We start from the raw sequence: 26,186 nt of genomic DNA on the forward strand, positions 1-26,186 counted from the left end.
ACAAATAATGTTCAAAGATCAACAGCCTCTAGGATGATGCGCTGTAATCAGGTTTTGAAGTCTCTCTGTGGCAACATGGGTATAAATTTGCGTGGTTGACAGATCGCTGTGGCCCAATAGCATTTGCACCACCCGCAGGTCGGCACCATGATTAAGTAAATGCGTTGCGAATGCATGGCGCAGTGTATGGGGAGACAACTGAGTACGGATCCCGGCTTTCACTGCATAGTGTTTAATGCGGTGCCAGAATGTCTGGCGGGTCATCTGTACACCACGGTTACTCACGAACACCACGTCGGTCTGATGCTTTAACAATTGCGGGCGGGCACTGTGTAAATAGTCCTGTAGCGCATCGAGGGCATTTTCACCCAGCGGTACCAGGCGCTCTTTATTGCCTTTACCCATCACCCGCACCAGTCCTTGCTGTAAGCTGACTTCCGACAAGCGCAGGCCAATTAGCTCACTGACCCGCAGGCCGGTAGCATACAGCACTTCGAGCATGCATTTATCACGACACTCAATGGGTTCTTCCATTTCCGGCGCATCGAGCAACGCCTCAACATCGGCCTCGCTCAGCGTCCCGGGTAATTTCTTGGCAGCTTTGGGGATAGCCAGTTGACTCACCGGGTTATCCTTACGCTGATTATCCGTAACCAGATAGCGGTAAAACTGACGCATAGCGCTAATGTTGCGCTGCGTGCTGCGCGCCGAAAGTCCCCGCTGCTCGCGAAACATCAGATAGTCCTGCATGTCGGTGAGGCTGGCCTGCTTCAGACCGGTGGAGCGACTGGTTAGAAAGCCCGCCACATGGCACAGATCCCGGCGATAACTCTGCTGAGTATTGTCGCTTAAGCCTTTCTCGAGCCAGAGCATTTCGATAAAAGCTTCTATCAGGTCAAGGTCGGACGCACTGGGTGGCGGCATTTTCTGACTCATTTAAAGCCGCGCCGCTCTTTTATCAGCTCGTAAGCTGCCTGAATATCCTGGGCTTTATTTTTGGCGATTTCCATCGCCTGTTCCGGCAGTCCTTTGGATGCTAGTTTATCCGGGTGATGCTCAGACATGCGCTTTCGATAAGCCCGTTTGATGACCTTTTCATCATCACTGGCCGTTACCCCTAACACGGCATAGGCATCTTCCAGAGAGGGCCCGCTTTGCTGAGTACCCTGACGTTGGTGACTACCGCGCCCCTGACTGCGGAAGCGCACCTCGGCCTCAAACATGGCAATAAGATAATCGAGATCGCGACGAACAAACCCCAGCGCTTTAGCGACTTTCTCCAGCACCCGGTATTCTTCGTTGGCCAGACGGCCATCGGCAAATGCCGCCTGAATCAAAATCTCCAGAAATACCTGCAGAATGTCCCGGCGGCCGTGGCAGGATTCATATAATTGTTTGAGAATATCAGCAATGGGAAAATCCCGCGATTTACCTTCCCGGAAAGCCTGTTGCGCTTCCTGACGAGCCTGTCCCTGCAGTTGCATGTCGTCCATCAGACGTGAGGCAACCTTTATTTCTGATTCCGTAACCTTACCATCAGATTTTGCCAGGTGCCCCAGGGCAGCAAACAAACTATGGAAGAAGATAGCCTGTTGCTGCAACGCATCCTGACTGGAGAAAAAGCGTCCGAAACCGCCCATGCGACCGAAATCCTGACTGTAGCCTTTATCGAACATATAGCCGACAAAGAACCCCAGAATGGCGCCCGGTATTTTTAAAAACATCATTCCGAAAATTAAACCCAGTAATCTGCCCCAAATCGGCATGCATTCCCCCTACAACTGCGACGCCCCGCGCCGGACTGGTTGATAAACAGGCGTAACAACCAGAAAAAAGATAAGATGTTAAGCACTATAACCAATGGTTATTCGCTTGAGAAGTCGCCCACATCATTGCTTTAAAGCAAATAAATGGGGATAAGATATGAATTTTTCGATTTTTTTAGGGTCTGCTGTTGGTAATTGGCGGCGAAGTGCATAGAATTAGCGCCTTATCAGAACAGACATCGGCGCCCCTACCTGCCGAATAATCCTTAGAAGCACCGAGAATAATAATTTGCTGTCGAAAACTACACAACTTGCTCAGCAGCATGGCCAACGAAAAACCCGGGCTCCCAGACAACCAGTCAACCGCCAACGGCGCATGAATGGCGCTCTGGTTTGGCTTGCTGTAGCAGGTTTGAACAGTCTCGCCTGGCAGGCAAATGCCCAGACCGCTATTAACAATAATGCGCTGTGCATGGCCGTTCCTGCCCCCTTTGACAGCTCGCAACTGCTACAAAAGAAGCAGGTTCAGGTCACTGCCGATGTCGCAGAGATCCGCGAAAACCAGTTTGCCCTGTTTGAAGGGAATGTGGATATTGTTACCGACAGTGCCATTATTCACGCCAACACAGCCGAGGTTACCAATAATGGCCGCGCGTTGTCGGCCAGTGGCGATGTTAGTTATCGCAGTCCCGATCTTACGGTAAGCAGCGACTTACTGTCGGTTGATTCGGTTCAGCAGCGCTTAACACTGAAAAATACGCAATATCAGCTTACCGGTTTTGTGGGCCACGGTGCTGCTGGCGAGATTGCTATAGTCACTCAGCAAGGTATTGCTCTGCGTGATGTCAGCTTTACCACCTGCCCGCTGGACCAGCAGGACTGGCGGCTTGAAGCCTCGAAAATCAGTATTGAACCGGGTGACACCCTCGGTGAAGCCCGACATACCCGTTTTTATTTGGGCGATGTGCCGGTGCTGTATTTGCCCTATTTCGCTTTTCCGGTGAGTAACCAACGCCAAACCGGCTTACTGTTTCCGATCATCAGCAGTTCCAGCGCCACCGGGGTCGATTATGAGCAGCCGTTTTACTGGAATATTGCGCCGAATTACGATATGACCATCTCGCCACGGCTGATGACCAACCGTGGTTTACAGTTGAAAACAGAATTTCGCTATTTGACCGCCGCTTCTGGTGGTCAGGTACATCTTGAATATCTCAACAATGATACAAAACTTGCCAGCGATGACAGCCGCTATTTTTACCGTTACCAGCATCATGGCATGCTGTCGGATAACTGGCAGCTAAACGTAGATTTTAATGGTATCAGTGATAACAACTACGTGGTTGACTTTGGTTCCGATTTTTACAACCGCTCTGATACCACTATCAACCGCACCATTGGCCTGGATTATTACAGCCCATCGCTCGATATGAGCCTGTACTTACGTGATTTTGAAACCCTGGGCGATTTTGATGCCATTTACCGCGCCCTGCCGGAAGCAAAACTGCAGTGGCGAAACAGCCTCAGTGACTTGCTGACTTTTAAGGTAGATTCTGAACTGGCTTACTTTGATAATGCCCAGGCGTCCAGACCGGACGCCCTGCGCTGGCACCTGGCGCCTACCGTTGCGCTACCCTATCAGCGTTACTGGGGAGAGGTAACGGCTGAATTAACCGCCATGAATACCTATTACAAACAAACCAATATAGCCAATACCGAATTGGACGAAGAGGTTAACCGTACTCTCTATCAGGGCCGACTGTTCAGCACCCTGTACCTGGAAAAGAATGACCAGCTGTTTGGCAATGATGTAACCATTACTTTTGAGCCCAAAGTTCAGTATCTGTATACCTCATATAAAGACCAGAGCAATATCGGTTTATACGACACCACAGCGCTGTTAACCGATGTGAACGGGCTGTTCCGCGGCCAGGAATTTTCCGGTCTTGACCGTATCAGTGATAATGACCAGATCACGGTAGGAGCAACGTCTCGAATAATTGATGACAACAACCGGGAACAATTTGTTATCAGCCTGGGTCAGATATTCTACCTGTCGGACTCACAGGTCACCACGGCAGTGGACGATCGCAACCGCTCGGCGCTGGCCGGCGAACTGGACTGGCGTTTTGATGACAGCTGGTTTGTTCATTCGGCGGTACAAATTGCCACCGACAATGACAAGGTTGAACGCAGCAGTATGGCACTGGAATATCGTCTCGACGCCACACGGCTGGTGCAACTGAGTCACCGGTTTGTGCGCGATCTGTCGGGGGAAACCATCGATCAGTTTGGCGTATCGGCGAGCTGGCCGATTGGCGAGAACTGGCAGGTAGTCGGACGTTCTTATCGCGATTTAGAGCGAGACAGAAGCATCGAAAACTATTTTGGGTTACAGTATGAGTCCTGCTGCTGGGCGGTACGGATTGTTGCCCAGCGAAGTCTGAGTAACCGTTACGATGTAGCGGGCCAGCAAAATACCAATGAGTTTGACTCAAGTATTGCTCTGCAATTTATTTTTAAAGGGATCGGTTCATCCCGGTCGAATCGGGCTATGCTCGAGGACGGCATGTTCGGCTATCGACAGCCTTACGTGTTAAATTAAATGCGCCGGTATCCCTTAAGGGAACATGGCAGTATTAACAACAAGCAAGAGAGTTTATGAAGTATTTTATTCGGGGTTTGTTTTTAAGTCTGGTAATGAGCTTACCCGTCATGGCCCAAACCGAGCTACTCGACAAAGTGGCGGTAATTGTTGATCAGGGTGTGGTACTGGAAAGTGAAGTAAGAGCGCTGGTTAATGAAGTAAAAGCAGACGCGGCAGCCAAAGATCAGCGCCTGCCTTCTGACGAAGCCCTGCGCACTCAGGCCATTGAGCGCCTGATCCTGAAAAACCTGCAACTGCAAATGGCAGAGCGCATGGGGATCCGGGTAAGTGATCCACAGCTCGACCAGACCATTGCCAACATCGCCGCCGGTGAAGGCGCAACGGTTGAGCAACTGCGTGATGAAATTACCCGTCAGGGCATTGCTTATAATGACTACCGCGAACAGGTTCGCGAAGAAATCATTATGGGTGAAGTACGTCGCGCTAACGTGCGTCGTCGAATCTATATTACTTCGCAGGAAATCGCTAACCTGGTGGACCTGATGGAACAACAGGGTTCTGCGCAGGCTGAGTATGAACTCGGTCACATTCTGATTGGCTTTCCGCCGGAGACCACCGATGCCGACGTAGCCGATGCCCGCGAACGAGCCGATAAAGTCCTAAACCTGCTGGATGAAGGCTCTGAGTTTTCTCGTCTTGCTATTGCCGCCTCTTCAGGCTCTGAAGCCCTGGACGGTGGTAACATGGGCTGGATGAACATTAACGCCATGCCTACTCTGTTTGCCGAAGCAGTGCAGGGTAAACGTAAAGGTGAAGTAATCGGCCCAATTCGTAGTGGCGCAGGTTTCCACATTCTGAAAATTCTTGATACCCGTGGTATTGAGGTTGTGGAAGTAGAAGAAGTTAACGCCCGACATATTCTGATCCAGCCGTCCATTATTCTGAGTGAAGAGCATGCCCGCAGCATGCTGGTCGAATTTAAAGAACAGGTTCAGGCTGGCGACGCCGACTTTGCCGAACTGGCAAAAGAGCATTCAGCGGACCCAGGTTCTGCCCTGCGTGGCGGTGAGTTGGGTTGGTCAGATCCGAGCATCTATGTGCCCGAGTTCAAAGAAGCACTGGCTAATTTGGAGCCCGGAGAGTACAGTGAACCTGTACGTACGCAACACGGTTGGCATTTAATTCAGTTGCTCGACCGTCGTATCGACGATGCCACAGAACAACGCAAGGAAGATAAAGCCCACCAGCTGCTGTTTAACCGTAAATTTGCAGAAGAGAGTGAGAACTGGTTACGTGAAATGCGTGACTCGGCTTATATCGAAGTCCTTAGTGATTAAAATTAAGGTCTGACTATGACACCGCTTAAAATTGCCATTACGCCAGGCGAACCCGCTGGCGTTGGCCCCGATCTGGTTATCGAACTGGCGCAACAGGAATGGCCCGCACAGCTGGTTATTTTTGCCGACGAAACCATGATGCAGGAACGCGCTGCGGCATTAAATATGCCGCTCAAGCTAACGCCATACACCCACGGTGAAACACGCATTCAGGCACCAGGTGAACTGTTTATTCAGGCGATTCCTACTGCCGTACCGGTTGAGCCCGGAGTATTAAGCAGCGATAACGGCCACTACGTGGTGGAAACCCTGCGTCAGGCCTGCCAGGCCAACATTGAGGGCGACTTCGACGCCGTAGTTACCGGGCCGGTAAACAAGGGTATCATTAATAAAGCGGGAATTTCCTTTAGCGGCCATACTGAGTATTTTGCCCATCAGTCTAATACCATTGATGTGGTGATGCTGCTGGCAACCGAAGGTTTAAATGTCGCTCTGGCCACTACCCACATTCCGCTGGAATATGTTTCCCGAGCGATTACCCGCGAGCGCCTGCACAAGGTCATTCATATCATTCATACCGATCTGAAGCTCAAATTTAATATCACCAAACCGCATATCTATGTGTGCGGCCTGAATCCGCATGCTGGTGAAGACGGCCACATTGGCCGCGAAGAAATCGAAACCATTAGCCCTGCACTGGACGAACTGCGCGCTGAAGGTATTCACCTCACCGGGCCCTTGCCTGCTGATACCATTTTCCAGCCAAAATACCTGGAAGATGCCGATGTCGTTCTGGCCATGTATCACGACCAGGGACTTCCCGTGCTAAAATACAAAGGCTTTGGTGCGGCGGTGAATATTACATTGGGTCTGCCGTTTATTCGCACCTCAGTAGATCATGGTACGGCGCTGGATCTGGCTGCTAAAGGCCAGGCAGACAGCGGCAGTTTTACCAAAGCATTGAATAAAGCAATTGAACTGGCTCATCATCAACAATGAATAAAACCCATTTAGGCCACACCGCGCGTAAGCGGTTTGGCCAGAATTTTTTAAACGACACCTTTGTGATTGAGCAAATTGTCGATGCTATTAATCCGCAGGACGGCGAGAATCTTGTAGAGATCGGCCCTGGTCTGGGCGCTCTTACCGATCCGGTTTGTGAGCGGGTTAATGCACTGACGGTTATCGAACTGGACCGGGACCTGGCCAAACGCCTGCGTCATCACCCGTTTCATGGCAGCAAACTCACTATTGTTGAACAGGATGCCCTGACCGTAGACTTTAACGATCTCGCCAAAGCTGATGCGCCTTTGCGGGTATTTGGTAATCTGCCTTACAACATTTCCACGCCCATCATGTTTCACCTTTTTTCCCACGCCGGGATTATTGGCGACATGCATTTTATGCTGCAAAAGGAAGTGGTTAACCGTTTGGCTGCCAGCCCGGGTAATAAAAATTACGGCCGTTTGTCGGTAATGGCGCAGTATTACTGTAAGGTTCAGCCGGTACTCAATGTGCCGCCAGGTGCCTTTGTGCCGCCGCCGAAGGTGGAGTCGGCCGTGGTCCGTCTTACTCCCCATCAAACTCCGGTGGTAACGGTTAGTGATGTAAAAATGCTTGAACGTGTTTGCACGATGGCGTTTAATCAACGCAGAAAGACCATACGTAATAGTCTTAAAGACTGTATTGACGAAGCACAGTTAGAAGCGCTTGGCCTTGATCCAACCCGACGGGCTGAGACACTGTCGCTCGATGATTTTGCAACCATTGCGAATTGGGTGAGTGAACATGACAGCACCGAAGACCGAACATAATCCGGCCGACCTGGTAACCGTAAGAGTTGTAACGCGGCATTTACCAGAACATTTACCCTCAGACAGCGATAAATATGCCTTTGCGTATCAGATTACTGTGATCAATCACAATAGCTTTGCGGTGAAACTGACTCACCGTTACTGGCTGGTGACTGATGCAAACGGCAAACAAACCGAAGTCAGCGGTGAAGGTGTGGTAGGAAAAAAACCCACCATTGAACCCGGTGACAGCTTTCAATATACCAGTGGCTCCGTCATTGATACGGAAGTAGGCACTATGCAGGGGTATTACGACATGAAAACCGCCGACGGCGATGTTTTCAAAGTACCTATAGAACCCTTTCGCCTCGCGCTACCCAATATCATCAACTAACTTATACTAATGGCAACCTATGTAATTGGCGACATTCAGGGGTGTTACGCCGGGCTTCGCCGTTTGCTCGACAGCGTTAGCTTTGAGCCCGGCCGCGACAGCCTGTATGCCGTGGGCGATCTGATTGCCCGAGGCGAGGACTCACTGAATACACTGCGTTATCTGCGTTCATTAGGTAGCAGTTTTTACAGCGTGCTGGGTAATCACGATCTGCATTTCTTATCGGTGTCGCAAGGAATAAAAAAAGCCAAGCGCAGTGATAACCTCGAGCCTCTGTTGAAAGCGCCGGATATTGAAGAGCTCACCGCCTGGCTAAGGCAATGGCCGCTGGCAATGGCGCTTGATGAAAGACACACCTTGGTGCACGCCGGTTTATATCCGGGCTGGTCGACTGCTCAGTTACTGACATACAGTCAGGAAATCGCCCAACAACTCAACAGCGTAAAGTGGTGCCAGCTGCTCGAAAACATGTACGGCGACGGTCCGCCAAAGTGGGACGAAAAGCTCAGTGGTAAACAGCGGCAACGATTTATCATCAATGCCACCACCCGAATGCGCTTTGTACGCCCCTCACTGGCACTTAACTTATCGGTAAAATCGGCGCCAAAGGATGCGCCTTCCTCCCTGCGTCCCTGGTTTGATATCCCCAATCAGCAGTTAAAAGCCGAAGAACGCATTTTATTCGGCCATTGGGCGGCATTGCAGGGCAACACATCTTCTAACCAGTTTGTAGCTCTCGATACAGGTTACGTCTGGGGCAATACTATGACCCTCTGGCACAAAGAAACCAACGAATGCATTTCGGTATCTGCGTAACTTGATCTCAACGACTATACTAATGGGCAACCATTGATTAAATCATTTAACTATTGGCAAAACTGTCCGATAAGGAATTACTGGCTGATACAAAAATCCGCTGAAAAAGTTCTAATACTTTTGTATCAGTTTTAAAAGATTGGTATAACTAATCTGGCGGGGGAACAGCTCCTCAGCAACAGATTATCCGGTTTATTGCGAGCTTTGAGGGGATGCAACGCTGCAATACCAAAGGAACCGGTTAACACCAGACTCCGAACAGGCACAGTTCATATTTGTTTGGAACGCCAAAACTATAATAATGCTCTGGGAGCTACAATGAATTTAACGGTAAAAGCACGGGTTATTCTCGGCTTCTTCACGATAAGTGTGCTGCTGCTAATCATCAGCGGAGTGTCTCTGATTAACCTTCGATCTCTGCAAAACGATGTGGGCGAAGTGAACACCGTGGCAGTGCCCACAGTTATTGGCAGCAATACGCTTAAAGCCTCATTTTTAAATATGGGCCGTCTGGTTTTCGAAGCTTATGTGTCTGATGAACTGTCAACAGTCAAAGAAAAACAAACACAATTCGAAGAAGCCAGTCAAAATTTTACCAACGCTTACAGTGCACTGGCATCAACGGTAAAAAACGATCCAAAACTTAGCGCCGCTTTGCAAAACGTCAATGGTATCTCGCAGGAGTACCTGGCCACGGTCAACGGGTTATATGCCAGCCATAACAGTTATTTGTCACGTCGCAACGATGTGGAAGATCGTTTAATGGACGTTAAGGATAACGCCGACGACGCCTCCACCTACCTGCTTGACTTCAGCGACTTACGCGAAGTACAAAGCAATGCGAATCTGCGCCGCGCCTCAGAGCTGGGTGGTGAATTGGAAACCCGCCTGCTTACGCTTATCACCGTAACCTCCGACTACATGAAAACGCAGACACTGGTGCGCGCCGATACCCTTGGCAACGAAGTGAAATTTGCCGTGGATGCCATTCGTGAACAGCTCGATGCCATGCTCAGCGCAGCTAATGGCCAGGATTCGTCCGGCACGCTGGAAGAAGTTGAGTCGCTGGTTAATGATGCTATCGATGCGGTAACCGGCAGCGATGGCGTGGTGCAATTGCATGTATCGCGTTTAGAACTGCGCAACCAGACCGAACAAGCCCTTGGTAAGTCTGAAGAAATGGCGGCCAACGCGGTAAGCGAGCTTGAGCAGCTACTTAACCTGACCAATGCTAAAGTTAAAACTCTCGAAGAACAGGTTACCAGTAACGTTAGTTTTGGTACCACACTGGTAGTGGTTATTGTTCTGGCATCACTGATTATTGCCTTCTTTACCGGCTATAAAACCGTTAATGCCATTACCATTCCGCTTAAAAAGGTCAACGACTTACTTAACATCGCCTCGTCCGGCGATCTGACCCATAACCTGGATGACTCCAGCAAAGATGAATTTGGTCAGCTGGCGAAAAACTGTAATAAGCTAATCCTCAGCCTTAAAGAGCTTATCCGCGGTATTAACGTGCGCGCCGAGCAGCTCGCCGCGGCTTCAGAGCAAACCTCAGCCGTTACCACGCAAACCACCAAGTCCATTCAGGATCAAAAAGCGCAAATTGCTTTGGTAGCCACGGCAACCACAGAAATGCATTCCACTTCACAAATGGTCTCGCAAAATGCTGAAGATACGCTGCTTGAGATTCGTAATGCCGACCAGGAATCGAACAAGGTTCGTGATATTTCATTGGAGAACAAGGCCACCATTGAAGTACTGGCCCGCGATGTAGAAGATGCCGCTCAGGTTATTCACAAACTTCATCAGGACAGTGCCAGCATCGGTAGCATCCTCGATGTTATCCGTGGCATTGCCGACCAGACCAACCTGTTGGCACTGAACGCCGCTATTGAGGCAGCACGCGCCGGTGAGCAAGGCCGGGGCTTTGCGGTGGTAGCCGACGAAGTTCGCACCCTGGCCAGCCGTACGCAGGAGTCCACTCAGGAAATCAACGCGATGATCGAAGTCCTGCAGGAAGGCGCAGAGAAAGCCGTATCAGTGATGGATCAGGGTAAACAGCAAACTGCTAAGTGTGTTGAACAAACCGAACTGGCCACTCAGGCCCTTGATATCATTTCTGAGGCCGTTAAACGGGCTTACGATGTGAGCAGCCAGATTGAGCAGTCAGCCCGTGAGCAAAACCTGGTATCACAGGATATCTCTGAGAAGCTGGAAACCATTGTTGGCATCGCAGAAGAAACTACCGTGGGTGCACAACAAACGTCAGAGTCGAGCGAAGAGGTTGCCCGCCTGGCCGAAGAACTACAAAGCTCAATCCGACAGTTTAAGGTTTAAAAAACGCTAAGGCGTTTTTTAAACCCCGGAATCGTTGAAAACGATATCCGGGGTCTCAATGTCATCCCTGTTATCGTGGATCTAAAACAACAAAGTAAAAAGCAGGCTATTTTAAATGAGTCATGCTGCTCATGAGATACCGGCTCGCAGGCCGGTATGACAGATTTTTTTGGCCGGAAAACTCCTCAAAATCATCCCGGAATTTTCACAGAAACTATACTAGATCCCTTTCCCTGTTATCGTGGGCCTAAAACATCAAGATAAAAAGCAGGATTTTTTTAATGAGTCACGCTGCTCAGGAGATACCGGCACAGTGGCCGGTATGACAGATTTTTATTGAGACGGAAACATCCCCGTCATCCCGGAATTTTCACAGAAACTATACTGGATCCCTTTCCCTGTTATCGTGGGCCTAAAACATCAAGATAAAAAGCAGGATTTTTTTAATGAGTCACGCTGCTCATGAGATACCGGCACAGTGGCCGGTATGACAGATTTTTATTGAGACGGAAACATCCCCGTCTTCCCGGAATTTTCGCAGAAAATATCCGGGACCCCCTTCCCTGTTATCGTGGGTCTTAAAAGAACCAAATAAAAAACGGGATGTTTTAGATGAGTCACGCTGTTCAGGAGATACCGGCTCAGAGGCCGGTATGACAGGTTATTTTTGACCGGTATACTTCTCACAGTCATCCCGGAATTTTCGCAGAAAATATCCGGGATCTTCTTCCATTGCCTCTATTCCGTACCAAACACCTCAGCAATACTCCCGGCGATATCGTGACCGCCTTTATCACTGTCCCACGTTACCGAGACCACGCACCAGCGCCGACCGTCGTTTACCAGTTGAAAAGTATTAATTCCTCTTGAGTACACCGGTTTATCCGGCGTTTCCCGGGATTCGTAAGCACTGATAACTGTGGCCATATGCCCTACCTGGATGGTTTGATTATGTGTCTCGGTTTCATAAAAACCCACATCCTTAAACAGTCGTTTATTGAGCGCCACAAACTCACGGGCCGTCAGCACTGAAATATCCGGCATCCCCTGGCGATGAAACAATGGCGTAATAGTCGCAGTGGGTGCAAACAGGTCGTGGAGGAATTGCCAGTTGCGTTCCTCGCCTGGCGCACCAGACACCACTTCATATAAGGCCGGCACAATACCGGGCAAGGCCTCGGCTTCACTGCGATACGGGCCACAAAAATGAGGTGGTTGCAACTTCACCGCAGCTCCCGCTCTGTTGGATGTAAACAGGTTCAGACTGATCATTAGTAGTACCATGATAATGACCAATTCTGCTGTACGGTAACCAGGTTTATAACTAAATTGCATCGTGTAATTTTCCGTGGCTAATTAATACCAGCCAGCTTACTGCCATGCTCAGAAGCATGTTGCACCGGGCGTCCAAAACTTTTAACCAATCGTATAATTTACACAAAGCGTGTTCCACTGAACGTTAATCACAGTCTGCTTATCTTATTAAGCTCGTTTTTCGCCCGATAAATAGCTACCGTTACGCCGCGAATCAGTGCAGTGTCGGGCACGTAAAACACAATCACAACGCGGTCCGTCAACATGCATAATCTGCCACTAAAAGCAGAGTTGGTCATTGGCTGCGTAGACAAAAATAATTCACGCTCAGCCCGCTCACTGATTAAGTATCTATTGCCTGAAAACGACCGTTTTTTTTGTTGTTCTTCTTTGAAGGGAAATTAATGTCTAGTGATACCCGAAAAGGCCACAGAGGCCTTAAGGCAGTCGGTACACCGTTTAAATTATCGTTACTCTCTGTCATTCTGACCACCTTGTCGGTTTCCGGCAGCGTTTATGCACAAACCACGGCGTCGCCCGCAGCAAGACCCTCTGATGACGCGACCAATCAGAGCGCCAGGGAGCGCGACCGGATCTTACTCAAACGCAACCCCATTGCTTCTGAATATCAGGGTAACAATACTCCCGGGCGCTTTTTCAGCGCGGTGACCGATGCCGAAGGTGTGGATTTTCGTGGTCAGTTTCGTTTATCAAAAGGCAGGGCCGCAGCCCATAATGCAGAAATTGAGGCCAACCTTAGTTATCAGGACGTGGCCCGGCAATATACGCCTGGCGGCAGCATTAAGCTGGCCAAAAGTTTCGATCGCTGGCGCTTGCAGTTTAACGCCCAGAAAAACAGTCTGGAGCGAATAGTCGATTTTTACGAGGCCCGCTGGCTATCTATAGATGCACCTGAGGCACCGGAACAACAGGCTTTATTACTGGGTTTCCCCCGCTACAGCCAGGACCAGTTTGATACCACCAGCACCAATATGCAGTGGCGCGCTGACTACGTGCTTTCACAGCATACCTATTTTACCTATGAAGGCATGTCGACCAACTACGATGATATCGCCACCCGTAACCGACTGGAATACCAAATTGGCGCCGGCACCATTGATAGCGTCGAACTGAGTAATGACGGCTCCACCTTGAGCGATGTCAGCGTGTCCGACTCGCGTATTCGCCGTTACTTTCACAGAATGGAAACCGCCAGGGATATTCATCGTCATCGCCTGGGCGTTAATTACGAAACCGATACCAGCGCGTTTGAAGCTGGCATCTACTATAGCCGCTGGGTCAACGAGCGACTCTGGCTGCCCTGGAATTTTGTTGATCAGGGACTGACCGCTAACTATTTATTCTATTGATAGCCCTTATCTGCCAGCTACCACCGTAACCAATGCCGACGTATTTGATACCAGTCAGTCCTGGTTTGCTAACTACCGGCCGACACTGACTACCACAACAGATACCGACTATGCTCTGGTTACCGACTGGAGCCAGCAGTTTAAGTTTGCCGGACGACCAGTGTGGGTGGGTAGTGGCATCACCTGGCGCAATAAAGAGCGCGATAACGACAATTACCGCTCTGTATATACCGCTACCGACAACCGCTTTAGCCTCACCCAGGTACTGGGAAGTAATCAGGCAGTTGAGATTATGGAAAACCGAACCACCATCCCTGCCGGTATGGACTTGTTATTGGGTGAACCCTATCTGGCCGCAAACCCGGAGCAGTTTAACTTTAATCCGGCGCAATCCTTTTTAGAGTCTATCCAGGATATTTATACCAGCGAAGAAACCGTGAGTTCTGCCTACATCGATGCTTACCAACAACGGTCATCCTGGTTCTGGCGCCTTGGTCTGCGTTACGAGAAAACCAAAACCAGTACTCGCGGTGCGGTTAGCGGGCCTACAGAAGCCGGTATTGCTAACCTTGGCGATCAGATCACCCGCGTGGACGTGGCCGGCCTCACTATCGATGAAACCTTCAGCCACTTTGATGCGGCATTTGTGGAAGGCGGTAACAGCTATCAGCACCTGTTGCCGTCACTGGAATTGCGCTATCAGCTATCATCCTCTACCCGTTTAAAATTTAATTATTTTGAGCAGTTAATGCGCCCGCAGTATTTTGATACAGTGCGTTACCGCCGCATTAATCCCCCCACCCGCACCATTACGGAGGGCTCACCGGAACTTGAGGCCACGACCATTGTTAACTGGTTTGCCGGCCTTGAATATAGTCACAGTCAGGTAGGTAAACTCTATGCCGGGGTATACTACAATGACATCGCGGACTTCTTCTATGACTCCCGGATCACTGAAGAACTCGACGGCATTGTTTACGATGTCACCCGGGTGGAAAATGGCAAGGATGGCTTTATCCGCGGCGTGCAGACCTACTGGTCACGGCAGTTTACTGATACAGGGCTGGCTCTGGTTGATATTAAAGCGTCTTACACTTACTCAGATACTGAAGCCAATCTCACCGATCGTTCAATTGCCATGCCTGAACGTGCTGAGCATCGCCTGATGATCAACCTGATGGTGAAGCACAATCAGTGGCAATATACCACCAATCTGGCCTGGCAAAGCGAAGCGCTGGATGATGTTGGCGCCGATGCCCAACAGGACACCATCAGAGAAAAAGTCCTTTCGTGGAACCAGTCTTTCATCTGGCGCTTCAGTGAACACCTGAGCACCAGATTCAGCCTGAACAATATTCTAAACTACCCGGATCGTTCTTATCTGACCGAACAAAAGCGGGTTATTAATAACTTGTACAGCGGCACAACAGCCCAAATGAGCCTGCGCTACACCTTTTAAAACTTCGTCGGAATGTTCGGCTGGCTTTGGGATCACCAGCGAACCTTCTGACGCTGTTGTTTACGCTGACTCTTGGCCTGCTTGGCATCTTTGCGGCGGGCCTTCACGGCTCTGCTGACCCGGGTGGGCCGGCGCTTTTTCTGTACTTTGGTGTTGTCCTTAATCCACTCCACTAAACGAGTAATGGCATCCTCGCGATTCTGCTCCTGGGTTCTAAATTGTTGCGCCTTGATAATCATTACGCCGTCGGAGTTTACCCGACTGTCGTTGCAGTTGAGCAGCTTCTGCTTAATGGGATCGGGTAAGGACGAGTTGTGGATATCAAAGCGTAAATGAATAGCACTGCTAACCTTATTTACGTTCTGCCCGCCACTGCCCTGGGCGCGAATGGCCTGCAGCTCCATTTCGCTTTCGGCAACAGCCAGTGTCGACGAGATCTCAATTATATTGCTCATATATCCATCAACTGTGATAAATCCATACCAAATAGTACCGCGAACGCATTATTTTTTATACCTTATGGCTTTTTCGCTACCCCGCATAAAAATATCAGTGTTACGATAGAAAGCCGTTAATAAGTCTACAAAGAGGTCAGCTTTAAGTGTTTCGCTGCTATACCCTTGTTCTCGGTTTAATGTGCGTAAGCTCACTGTTTATGGCTACTGCGTGTCAGTCTAAACAGCTTACCTTGCTCTATGCGGCTGAACTTCCTCTGATCATTAACCCGCCGCATGGCAGTTACGCCAACCTCGCTACTCTGGTTGAGCAAACCAGAAGCACTCAACAGCCCAGTCTGTTCTTATTTGGCGGCGGTAGCCTGGCACCCAGCATGCTGTCATCCTTCGATCGCGGTGCGCATATTATCGATATCCTCAACACTATCGAACCGGATGCCATGGGCGTCGCTAAACGGGAGTTCAGTTACTTTGAGGATGAGCTGTCGTTACGCGCCCATGAAGCTGCTTTCCCGGTAGTATTAAGCAATGTGACCGATCCACTCACCCGGCAAGAGCTTGAAGGTACCTGGCAGGATATCATGCTTGAAAGGGGGGGGATAAGGATTGGCATACTTACGGTGATAGACAGCACCGCCTCAGAAGAATACTTAATGCAGCGACTGCAGATTAACTCCCCTTATGACACCATTGTCAGCCGTGCCAACGCGCTGCGTGAACGCGGCGCAGAATTAGTAGTGCTAATGATTTCAGACGAATTACCTTTTATTAATAAGCTACTAGGCCAATCGCAAGTCGATCTGGTGCTGCGCAGCGATCCCTACTATGTTGAGCCGGTGGCGCCTGATGAAAAGCCACGGGCAAACTATGTCATCGTTACCAGTGAAGCCGCCGCAGCGAAAGTGAACATTGAATGGCCACAAGGCAATCCTGGCGAGGCTCAGTATGAAGTGATACAACTCCCTCTCAGCGACTACCCGAAAGATCCGGTGATTGCCGAACAGGTGGCCACCTACGATGACCGAATTACCGCGCTGCTTAGTGAACAGGTGGCCCGCCTCTCAACCGAAATGGACACTTCGCGAGAAGCTGTGCGTACCCGTGAGAATGGCTTTGGAAACCTGGTGAGCGATGCCTTAAAGGAAGCCAGCCATACCGACGAGGCAATCATCAACGGTGGTGCTATCCGTGGCGAGCGCAGCTATCGTGAAGGGCACCTGTTAACCCGTAAGGATATTACCAGCGAACTGCCGTTTCGAAATCATATCCGGGTGCTGAGGATCACCGGGGCTGATTTAAAGTCAGCACTGGAAAACGGCGTGAGCAGGGTTGAAGACGCTTCAGGCCGTTTCCCACATGTCTCTGGTATGCAGTTTAAAGTGCAGCTTTCTTCGGCGCCTGGCAATCGTGTGAAAGAGCTCACTATTAACGGCTCCCCTATGGAGCCTGGCCGTATCTACTCACTTGCCACTTCTGATTATCTGGCAAATGGCGGTGACGGATATGACAGCCTCAAACGCGGAACTGAAGTTCCCTTTAGCCAGCAGGTTACCCCACTGATTGCCGACATCGTGATCAGTGTTCTACGACGTCAGTCCACTCTGTCTGCCACTGCAACAGGCAGAGTCAGCTTTGTAAATGGCAGGGACAGCTGAGATGAACAGTCAGCAAGGGCGGCAGACTGCCAGCAAACGTCTTAAGTTCAGGGGATTATACTCGCTATCGGGGATCATTAATTTGAGTCTGGTTACACTGATCATCGCGGTAATGATCCTGGCATATACCACCTATTCCAAACTGTCTTCTTTCGAACAGTCACTAAATTCAATGATGGATAAATCGCTGCCCAGTGTCATTCAGTCTGGCAAACTGTATTCTCAAATGAACCTGTTACTGAGCGGCACCGAACAATTGTCCATGGCTAACTCCGAAGCCATGCGCAGAATAGCTACCAAGGCCATTACCCAACAATTAGAAGGCTTAAACACACTTTCACAGGAACATGAGCAAACCTACCACATCACCTCTCAGCCAACTTCGGTTGAGCGGGAACTGGATGAACTTAATGCGTTAGTAGAGCAACGTATTGACATCAATAACAGAATCGATCGGCTAACTGCTAAACTCTTCAATCTGCAAGGCCGAATCAATACTGAGCTGACCGTCAGCAACCCAACAACTGCCACCACATCCTGGTCGTTACTGCTTTCCCGTATCATGCTGCTCTCTGCAGAACTTACCAGCCTCGACCAGTTAAGCGAAATACGCCAACGGCAGATTCTCCTGGATAACCTGTTCATCTCACTGTCAGAACTTGCCGATACACTACCAGCAGACCAACAATCGGGTAGCCGGAGGTATCTAGCCTCCAGCCCCCACAACACCCTGCATGCGGCTCCGCACAGGGCGTTTCATTTAGGATAGTGAAGCGCAATCCATCCATCACGCAGTGAATAAAGCCCTTCGGATTTTAAGTAATCAAGAGATAACGCCTGATTGATCCCCGGAGATTTTGCACTACGCCATGGTCCTTTGCTGGTGATACCACACGCTACCGCAGCTTGAACATGCACGCCCAGTCTCATTAAGTTTCGTACCTTGGTGCGGGGCTTTCGCCACTGACGCCAGTAGGCCATTCTCACTCTGCGCCGGATCCAATGATCCAGTTCTACGCATCGCTGATATCCACTGGCGATACCAAAGTAATTTATCCAGCCTCGTAAATACTGGCTAAGCTTAAAGAGTTGGTAATGCATCGACACGCCCCAGTTGCGGTTCGTTAACCGTCTGACCTGTTGCTTAAACTTCAACAGGGTCTTTGGGTGCCATTGAATGCGGCCTGCCTTGAAGGTAAATCCAAGGAATTTGCTTTCACTGGTCTTAACGACGTGGCTTTTGGTTGTATTAACCACCAACTTCAAGCGGTGACTCAGGAATCTGCTAATGCTATTGAGCACGCGTTCACCCGAACGGGGCGTCTTTACCAATATGGTAAAATCGTCCGCATATCGGGCAAATTTGTGACCCCGTTTCTCAAGCTCTTTGTCTAACGGGTCGAGCATGATGTTTGCCAGTAGAGGCGATAATGGCCCGCCCTGAGGTACACCTTCTCGACTCTCACTATAAAACTGGTTATCGATAACCCCAGCTCGTAAGTAGCGTTTAATCAGTTTAAGCAATCGCTTATCCTTCACTTTATAGCCAAGGTAGGTCATGAGTAAATCGTGATTAACGCGGTCAAAGAACTTAGACAGATCAACATCCACGGCAAAACGGCGTCCCGTTTTGATAATGCTGTTTACCTGCTTCACTGCTTGCTGCCCATTTCGATGTGGCCTGAACCCAAAGCTATTATCTGAGAAGGTTGGGTCGAAAATAGGCGTAAGGACTTGGGCAATCGCTTGTTGGATCACGCGATCAACGATAGTTGGGATCCCTAATTGACGTTTTCCGCCATCAGGTTTGTCAATCTCAACGCGTTTCACCGGTGAAGGTTGGTATTGGCCTGAGCGAAGCTCAGTCATAACACGTTTCCAGTTTCCGGCGTTTGCCCAAGCGGGGAAGTCATCAATGGTCATGCCATCAATGCCAGCGGCCCCTTTGTTGGCTCGAACCTGTTTCCATGCCGACACAAGATTGGAAGGCTTGAGAAAAAGTTCGAGTAGATCTGCGCTAAAGGCTGGCTGCTCATCAGTACGCTGAGTCACGTCACTACCGGACGGCATTCGTGTGTTCAAGTCTGACAAGGCTCCTCCTTTGTTCTAAATGTTCCGGCCTTCACCGTGTCCCAGCCATTACGCTGGGCATTTGGCTACTATGCCGTCTGCTGACTTCTGCTTTATCACCGCCACAGTTACCTGTAACAGCGCTATCGGTTTGCATCGAATTCGCTCGCAGTGGATGATGCGTTTCCGCTGCTCCAAGGCACTTGTATACCAGAGCCTTACTGGTATTTACCGATCGCTCGTAAAGCAGATCTCCCCAGATAAGAGCATGGACTGTCTCTGCACTGCTGCATCATTTACGGTGGCCGTTAGATCACATGGTTTCGTTGTCTTGTGCCAGCTCACCTCCAGCCTACGCCTCATATGATGTTCTTGTTCATCAGCTCGCAGATTTGCTAGCGGCTTCCTCCAGACTATCTCTCACGATTTAGCCCTTGCCATTCGCTAGTAGTTAGCGTTGAATAACAGTGTGTTAAACAACGGTGATCTTCCTACAGAGGACTTTCACCTCATTAGTTCATGCCCATGCTGGGCGTACACAAAGTGCACAACTGGCCATAGCGGCACTATCTGAAACCGTGTTACATCCCAATTCCGGGTTAATTGCCCTGCGTCAGTTGCAGTTAAAGATCCTTGGCCGGGTGCAGGGCAGAAGTAACTTTGTACGCAACCTGATTGCCGACTATGCTCGCTTAAATGAATTTGAATCCCATCAACTAAACCAGGCCGTGCTGGGTCAGGCGGAGAAGACCTCACGACTGGTAGAGCAACAGGTTAAGCAGGCCAGTCTGCTGTTTATTATTGTGCTGTTTGCTTACGTCGGATTTGCCTTATTTATCCAACGGGTAGTGGTTAATCGGTTAAAGACACTTAACAAGCAGGTGCAACAACGCTCTACCGGTGAAGGCCACCTCATCACTGTAAGCGGCAGGGATGAAATTACAGAACTGGCCAAGAGCTTTGAACGGTTTGCCACCACTATCGAATTACAAAAGAACACGCTGGAAGAAATGAGTCTGCTCGATGCCCTTACAGGTATCGCTAACCGCCGTGCCTTTGACGACTATTATTCCCAAGCGCTCAATGTAGCTAGTCGTCAACGCTGGCCACTAACCGTATTGCTGATTGATGTGGATTATTTTAAGCAGTACAACGACAACTACGGTCACAGTCAGGGGGATGTATGTTTAAAGCAGGTTGCCGCTCTGATCAAACAGCAGATGCCCCGTAAAACTGATACTTTAGCTCGCTACGGCGGCGAAGAATTTGCCGTTTTACTGCCCGACACCGACCTGGAAGGGGCGACAACAGTTACCAGAAATATTCTGGATGCGTTTAAGAACGCGCAAATTCCCCACGATTTTAGCGGTGTTGCCGATCACGTTACCGTAAGCATTGGTATTTCTGTTGGCCAGCAACAGGATGGCAGGATCACCCTACCCTCAGTGGAAGCCGCCGATAAAGCCCTCTACAAAGCTAAGCGAACCGGCCGCAATCGTTGGGTGAACGATGCAGATGACGACGAGCAGTAAAGAATCCACCTTCTAAAGAAGGTGGCTTTGCGTTAACCCCCTAAAAGGGGGCCTTCTATTCAAGGGCTAGCTGAGCTTGCTCTTGTCTTTCAACCTTCTCTTGGTGACGAACATACCGTCTTATGATCTCTTCGTTTATCCCAACTGAGTCAACGAAGTAGCCTCTTTGCCAAAAGTGGTTGCCCCACATCTTATTCTTTCTCAAATGCGGATATTTGCTAAATAGCTTCAATGCTATTTTTCCTTTTAAAGCTCCCATTAAATTCGATATGGATAACTTTGGAGGAATTTTTACTACCAGATGGACATGGTCAATCTGTACATTCAACTCCACTACTATGCAGCCGAGTTGCTGGCAATACACGTGAATACACCTGTAAACATCTTTGCCTAATTTATTCTTCAAAACCCTAAACCGATACTTCGGCGTCCAAACTATGTGATATTGACATCGCCAGAACACATGCGATGCTTGCTCGTATCTACTCATGTTAATTTCCTTTTTGACTTCGCTAAAAATCAAAGGGAGATTTAACATGGGTAGGTATACGGGCAAAGCCCTACCATGAATGATAACCACCTACTGAAGTAGGTGGTTTAGGGCTGAAAATAAAAAATAAAGGGGTCAGGGTTAATTAATTTTAAACAAATTAATTAACCCTGACCCCTTTATTTGAATCAACTGACTCTGACCCCTTGATTTGGTTTTAGTCTTTTTGGATCTTACTCAAAGAGCTCCTTGTGTAGCACTGTGACGATCTCGGTGCTGTCTGACTCATTTACCAAAAATGAGATATTGTGCGGATTAGCACCAAAACAAATCATACGCAGGTTGTAGTCTGATACGGCCGCAAAAATCCGGCTCGATACGCCTTTACTGGTTTGCATGTGATTACCCACTACGGTAACCAAATCAAAACCGTGTTCCACGGTTACGTCACAGATGGTTTCCAGTTCGGCTATGGTTTCACGATTTAAGCGCTGTGCCACTGAATTAGCCGGGTTGTCCAGGGTAAATGATACCGAGATCTCAGAGGTGGTTACCAGATCAACACTCAGCTTGTGCTTGGCAATAATCGCAAACACCTGCTGCAGGAAGCCCTGCGCATACATCATCTTAGGCGTTTTTACCGTTACCATCACCTGCTCTTTACGGCGAGTCAGGGCACGGAATGGCGGCTCATTTTCGCAGTCTTTAACAATCCAGGTACCGCCCTTTTCAGGCTCTTTACTGGACCCTACAAACACTTTGATGTCTTTGCGAACTGCCGGTTCCATAGTGGCCGGGTGTAATACTTTCGCTCCGAAGGTAGCCATTTCCGCGGCTTCCTCAAAGCTCAGTTCCGGTAACGGATGAGCCGCAGCGGTAATACGTGGATCGGTAGTATAAACACCGGTTACGTCGGTCCAGATTTCGCATACCTCAGCGCCAATCGCTTCGGCCAACAGGGCTGCAGTAAAGTCTGAACCACCGCGGCCCAGCGTAGTGGTACGGCCTTCTTCGTCGGCGCCCACAAAGCCCTGAGTCACCACAATAGCGTTTTCAATCTCTGGCTTTAATAACGCCTGGGCGTTTTCGGCAATAGCATCCAGTTGTGGGGCGGCAGCGCCAAACTCACTGTCAGTACGCAAAACTTTGCGCACGTCAAAGTTCATGGTAGCCACATCCTGTTCTGCCAGCACAGCGCTGAACATCAGGGATGACATCCGCTCGCCCATCGACAGTAACTGATCTTTCAGATCGGCACGATGTAAAATCTCTTCATGGAAAGCCAGTTTCTTTACTTCTTCCAGCAAGTCGTCGAGCTTTGCCGCAACACTGTCTTTGGCTTTTAATTCGTTGAGGATTTTAAACTCAATATCAGCAATCGCCTGACAGACTTCGCCGACTTGATCCTGGGTCATGGCTTTATGCGCCAGATCCACCAGATGGTTGGTAATGCCGGCTGCGGCGCTTACCACAACAATACGAGTGCCTGGGTTGCCAGCAACAATGCGGGCACAATTTTGCATAGCAGCATAGTTAGCAACACTGGTGCCGCCAAATTTTGCAATGGTTAACGCCTTACTCACGGTGTTCTCCGTTTGTACGCTGTTCAAATCAGCGTTATGGATTGACAATCAGTTGGTCGCCAACATGAATATCATGCCTGGCAAACCAGCCCTGGTTCATTTCTAGCGCGTATTTCACCACTTTGGATGCGCCCACAGAAGTTAAGTCCTGTGGTTGCAGTGGTTTTATATCTGTAATTACGCCGTTTCTGTCGATAAATGCCACATCCAGTGGAATGAAGGTATTTTTCATCCACATACTTGCTTGTTTTTCGGGATCAAACTCAAACAACATGCCACAGCTTTCGCACAATGTTTTACGAAACATCAGGCCCTGAGCCCGTTGTTCGAAGGTTTTGGCAAACTCCACCTGCAGTGCAATGTCGTTAATTTCAATTCGCGCGGATTCAAAATCAACAGCGTTTACATTACAGGCGCTCAGCAGCAAGCCAGCTATCAGAAGGCCTGACGCTATCAGTTTTGACCTTATTATAGTGCGCGATCCCATTTATATTCCTTGTTAGTTACCTTAAATACAGACATAAAAAAAGCCGGGCCCTTACGGTGCCCGGCTTTCTAGTTTATATGCTAAGTCAGGCAACATTCAACGTTGGAATGATCTTAGCCTTAGCCTCTTCTTCTGCCTTCTTAAAGCTTTCCATCTTATCGAAGTTCAGATAGCGGTATACGTCAGCTGACATAGAGTCGATCTTACCAGCGTATTCCATGTACTCCGCCGCAGTTGGCAGACGACCAACGATTGCACCAACTGCTGCAAGCTCTGCAGAGGTCAGATATACATTCGCGCCATCACCTAAACGGTTAGGGAAGTTACGGGTAGAGGTAGACAGTACTGTTGCACCGGCATCTACACGTGCCTGGTTACCCATACACAGTGAACAGCCTGGCATTTCTGTACGTACACCTACGCGACCGTAGATGTTGTAGTAACCTTCTTCCATCAGCTGGGCTTTATCCATCTTCGTTGGTGGAGAAATCCACAGACGGGTCGGCAGCGTCTTACCGTAGTTATCCAGCAATTTACCTGCCGCACGGAAGTGACCGATGTTAGTCATACAAGAACCGATGAATACTTCATCAACCTTGTCACCCGCGACTTCAGACAATGTTTTAGCATCATCCGGGTCGTTCGGGCAGCATACGATTGGCTCTTTGATTTCTGACAGGTCGATTTCAATTACTTCTGCGTATTCAGCATCGGCATCAGCACGCATCAGGCTTGGGTTCGCCAGCCACTCTTCCATCTTCTGAGCACGACGCTCAAGAGTACGCGGATCGCCATAGCCTTCGTTGATCATCCAGCGTAACATGGTGATGTTAGAACGCAGGTACTCAGCAATAGACTCTTCAGACAGGTTGATGGTACAACCGGCTGCAGAACGCTCAGCAGAGGCATCAGACAGTTCGAATGCCTGCTCAACGGTTAAGTCTTCCAGGCCTTCAATCTCAAGGATACGACCAGAGAACTGGTTGATCTTACCTTTCTTCTCAACAGTCAGCAGGCCTTGCTTGATACCGTATAATGGAATCGCGTGTACCAGGTCACGCAGAGTGATACCAGGCTGACGCTCACCTTTAAAGCGAACCAGGATTGATTCAGGCATATCCAGAGGCATAACACCGGTGGCCGCAGCAAAAGCAACCAGACCAGAACCAGCCGGGAATGAAATACCCAGCGGGAAGCGGGTGTGCGAATCACCACCAGTACCTACGGTATCAGGCAGCAACATACGGTTTAACCAGCTGTGGATGATACCGTCACCAGGACGCAGAGAAACACCACCACGGTTCATGATGAAGTCTGGCAGCGTGTGCTGGGTATCAATATCTACCGGCTTAGGATAAGCGGCAGTGTGACAGAAAGACTGCATGGTTAAATCGGCGGTAAAGCCAAGACACGCCAGGTCTTTCAGTTCGTCACGGGTCATAGGACCAGTGGTATCCTGAGAGCCAACAGTCGTCATTTTAGGCTCGCAGTAAGTGCCAGGACGGATTCCTTCAACGCCACAGGCTTTACCTACCATTTTCTGTGCCAGCGAGAAGCCTTTACCAGAATCAACAGGTTGCTCAGGCTTACGGAACAGATCAGACGGGCCTAAGCCTAACGCTTCGCGGGCTTTTTCAGTTAAGCCACGACCGATGATCAGGTTAATACGGCCACCAGCACGTACTTCGTCGAGGATTACCTTAGACTTGTAGCTGTACTCAGCCAGTACTTCACCAGTTTCAGCGTTAGTAATTTTGCCTTCGAACGGATAGATGTCGATAACATCACCCATGTTCATTTTTTCTACGTCGGCTTCAAATACCAACGCACCGGCGTCTTCCATAGTGTTGAAGAAGATTGGCGCTACTTTAGAACCAATACATACACCGCCGCCGCGCTTGTTAGGCACGCCTGGCAGATCTTCACCGAAGAACCACAGAACAGAGTTAGTGGCAGACTTACGAGAAGAACCGGTACCTACTACGTCACCCACAAAAGCAACAGGATGGCCTTTGGCCTTCACTTCTTCGATTTGCTTCATTGGGCCTTTAACGCCGTGCTCTTCTGGCTCAAGACCGTCACGGGTCATTTTGTAAGCAGCTAAGGCGTGCAGAGGGATATCAGGACGTGACCAGGCATCAGGTGCCGGAGACAAGTCATCGGTGTTAGTTTCACCGGTTACCTTAAACACTGAGTAAGTCATTTTCTCAGCCATTTGCGGACGAGAAGTGAACCATTCAGCTTCGGCCCATGACTTAATGATGTCAGTGGCGAATTCATTGCCTGCTTTGTGTTTTTCTTCGACGTCATGGAACGCATCAAACATCAGCAGCGTGTGCTTCAATTCTTTGGCTGCCAGTGGCGCAAGTGCTGCATCGTCGAGTAACTCGACTAAAGTGGCGATGTTGTAACCACCGTGCATGTTACCCAGCAACTCAACTGCTTTTTCTTTGCTGATCAGGTCGCAGCTAACTTCGCCTTTTACAATGGCACTTAAGAAACCAGCTTTTACGTAAGCGGCTTCGTCAACACCAGGAGGTACACGCTCAGAAATTAGTTTCAGCAGAACCTCTTCCTCGCCTGCAGGTGGATTTTTCAGTAATTCGACTAATCCGGCCACTTGTTCCGCGTTTAACGGTTTGGGTGGGATTCCTTCAGCAGCACGCTCTTCTACGTGTTTGCGATATTCTTCTAACACGATGTTTTCCTCATGG

21 protein-coding genes are annotated in these 26,186 nt (G+C 49.5%); 12 read left to right on the forward strand and 9 right to left on the reverse strand.

Annotated elements, in window-relative coordinates; translation table 11 throughout:
- Positions 1–18: 18 nt before the first annotated feature.
- Positions 19–936, reverse strand: a complete 918-nt coding sequence (gene xerD, locus AC566Q_RS19970; protein ID WP_499609894.1) for a site-specific tyrosine recombinase XerD — start codon at positions 934–936, stop codon at positions 19–21.
- On the reverse strand, positions 933–1,766 hold the full coding sequence (gene djlA / locus AC566Q_RS19975) for a co-chaperone DjlA (RefSeq protein WP_499609897.1): 834 nt from the start codon (positions 1,764–1,766) through the stop codon (positions 933–935). The genes xerD and djlA overlap by 4 nt, the downstream gene beginning before the upstream one ends.
- A gap of 289 nt (positions 1,767–2,055) precedes the next feature.
- On the opposite strand from djlA, the gene AC566Q_RS19980 reads away from it, so the two are divergent.
- From AC566Q_RS19980 to AC566Q_RS20010, 7 genes are all read left to right on the forward strand, one after another.
- Positions 2,056–4,371, forward strand: a complete 2,316-nt coding sequence (locus AC566Q_RS19980) for an LPS-assembly protein LptD (RefSeq protein WP_499609900.1) — start codon at positions 2,056–2,058, stop codon at positions 4,369–4,371.
- A gap of 56 nt (positions 4,372–4,427) precedes the next feature.
- Positions 4,428–5,711 carry a peptidylprolyl isomerase SurA gene (gene surA, locus AC566Q_RS19985; RefSeq protein WP_499609904.1) on the forward strand — a complete coding sequence of 428 codons (1,284 nt, stop codon included), beginning with the start codon at positions 4,428–4,430 and terminating at the stop codon, positions 5,709–5,711.
- A 15-nt stretch (positions 5,712–5,726) separates the two neighbouring features.
- Positions 5,727–6,710, forward strand: a complete 984-nt coding sequence (gene pdxA, locus AC566Q_RS19990) for a 4-hydroxythreonine-4-phosphate dehydrogenase PdxA (protein ID WP_105936527.1) — start codon at positions 5,727–5,729, stop codon at positions 6,708–6,710.
- Positions 6,707–7,525 carry a 16S rRNA (adenine(1518)-N(6)/adenine(1519)-N(6))-dimethyltransferase RsmA gene (gene rsmA, locus AC566Q_RS19995; RefSeq protein ID WP_499609908.1) on the forward strand — a complete coding sequence of 273 codons (819 nt, stop codon included), beginning with the start codon at positions 6,707–6,709 and terminating at the stop codon, positions 7,523–7,525. The genes pdxA and rsmA overlap by 4 nt, the downstream gene beginning before the upstream one ends.
- Positions 7,500–7,898 (forward strand): Co2+/Mg2+ efflux facilitator ApaG/CorD, encoded by a 399-nt coding sequence (apaG, locus tag AC566Q_RS20000; protein WP_499609911.1) that lies wholly within the window; start codon positions 7,500–7,502, stop codon positions 7,896–7,898. The genes rsmA and apaG overlap by 26 nt, the downstream gene beginning before the upstream one ends.
- A 9-nt stretch (positions 7,899–7,907) precedes the next feature.
- Positions 7,908–8,714, forward strand: coding sequence for a symmetrical bis(5'-nucleosyl)-tetraphosphatase (locus AC566Q_RS20005; protein ID WP_499609914.1), 807 nt, complete (start codon positions 7,908–7,910; stop codon positions 8,712–8,714).
- A gap of 318 nt (positions 8,715–9,032) precedes the next feature.
- Entirely contained in the window at positions 9,033–11,057 is a 2,025-nt protein-coding gene (locus tag AC566Q_RS20010; RefSeq protein ID WP_499609920.1) for a methyl-accepting chemotaxis protein, read from the forward strand.
- Positions 11,058–11,795: 738 nt separating this feature from the next.
- On the opposite strand, the gene AC566Q_RS20015 is transcribed toward AC566Q_RS20010, so the two are convergent.
- Positions 11,796–12,392, reverse strand: a complete 597-nt coding sequence (locus AC566Q_RS20015) for a hypothetical protein (RefSeq protein ID WP_499609927.1) — start codon at positions 12,390–12,392, stop codon at positions 11,796–11,798.
- 383 nt (positions 12,393–12,775) lie between these two features.
- Here AC566Q_RS20015 and AC566Q_RS20020 point away from each other — a divergent pair, with 383 nt between their 5' ends.
- Complete coding sequence (locus AC566Q_RS20020; RefSeq protein ID WP_499609932.1) at positions 12,776–13,741, forward strand: hypothetical protein; 966 nt, start codon at positions 12,776–12,778, stop codon at positions 13,739–13,741.
- A 160-nt stretch (positions 13,742–13,901) separates the two neighbouring features.
- Complete coding sequence (locus AC566Q_RS20025) at positions 13,902–15,200, forward strand: TonB-dependent receptor domain-containing protein (RefSeq protein ID WP_499609935.1); 1,299 nt, start codon at positions 13,902–13,904, stop codon at positions 15,198–15,200.
- Positions 15,201–15,232: 32 nt separating this feature from the next.
- On the opposite strand, the gene arfB is transcribed toward AC566Q_RS20025, so the two are convergent.
- Positions 15,233–15,655 carry an alternative ribosome rescue aminoacyl-tRNA hydrolase ArfB gene (arfB, locus tag AC566Q_RS20030; RefSeq protein ID WP_499609937.1) on the reverse strand — a complete coding sequence of 141 codons (423 nt, stop codon included), beginning with the start codon at positions 15,653–15,655 and terminating at the stop codon, positions 15,233–15,235.
- Between the two features lie 200 nt (positions 15,656–15,855).
- On the opposite strand from arfB, the gene AC566Q_RS20035 reads away from it, so the two are divergent.
- A complete protein-coding gene (locus tag AC566Q_RS20035) occupies positions 15,856–17,310 on the forward strand; it encodes a bifunctional metallophosphatase/5'-nucleotidase (RefSeq protein WP_499609940.1) in 1,455 nt (484 codons plus the stop codon).
- Position 17,311: 1 nt separating this feature from the next.
- Positions 17,312–18,079, forward strand: coding sequence for a hypothetical protein (locus tag AC566Q_RS20040; protein WP_499609943.1), 768 nt, complete (start codon positions 17,312–17,314; stop codon positions 18,077–18,079).
- Here AC566Q_RS20040 and ltrA read toward each other — a convergent pair.
- Complete coding sequence (ltrA, locus tag AC566Q_RS20045) at positions 18,067–19,401, reverse strand: group II intron reverse transcriptase/maturase (RefSeq protein ID WP_499609945.1); 1,335 nt, start codon at positions 19,399–19,401, stop codon at positions 18,067–18,069. The genes AC566Q_RS20040 and ltrA overlap by 13 nt on opposite strands.
- A 557-nt stretch (positions 19,402–19,958) precedes the next feature.
- On the opposite strand from ltrA, the gene AC566Q_RS20050 reads away from it, so the two are divergent.
- Positions 19,959–20,912 carry a GGDEF domain-containing protein gene (locus AC566Q_RS20050; RefSeq protein WP_499609947.1) on the forward strand — a complete coding sequence of 318 codons (954 nt, stop codon included), beginning with the start codon at positions 19,959–19,961 and terminating at the stop codon, positions 20,910–20,912.
- Positions 20,913–20,967: 55 nt separating this feature from the next.
- Here the strand turns inward: AC566Q_RS20050 and tnpA are convergent, their stop codons facing one another.
- From tnpA to acnB, 4 genes are all read right to left on the reverse strand, one after another.
- Positions 20,968–21,402, reverse strand: a complete 435-nt coding sequence (gene tnpA / locus AC566Q_RS20055; protein WP_105933925.1) for an IS200/IS605 family transposase — start codon at positions 21,400–21,402, stop codon at positions 20,968–20,970.
- 233 nt (positions 21,403–21,635) lie between these two features.
- Positions 21,636–22,985 (reverse strand): lysine-sensitive aspartokinase 3, encoded by a 1,350-nt coding sequence (gene lysC / locus AC566Q_RS20060; protein ID WP_499609951.1) that lies wholly within the window; start codon positions 22,983–22,985, stop codon positions 21,636–21,638.
- A gap of 34 nt (positions 22,986–23,019) precedes the next feature.
- Positions 23,020–23,472, reverse strand: coding sequence for a DUF192 domain-containing protein (locus AC566Q_RS20065; RefSeq protein ID WP_499609954.1), 453 nt, complete (start codon positions 23,470–23,472; stop codon positions 23,020–23,022).
- 85 nt (positions 23,473–23,557) lie between these two features.
- Positions 23,558–26,170, reverse strand: a complete 2,613-nt coding sequence (gene acnB, locus AC566Q_RS20070) for a bifunctional aconitate hydratase 2/2-methylisocitrate dehydratase (RefSeq protein ID WP_499609957.1) — start codon at positions 26,168–26,170, stop codon at positions 23,558–23,560.
- Positions 26,171–26,186 lie beyond the last annotated feature (16 nt).

The organism is Alteromonas sp. H02, assembly GCF_059682525.1.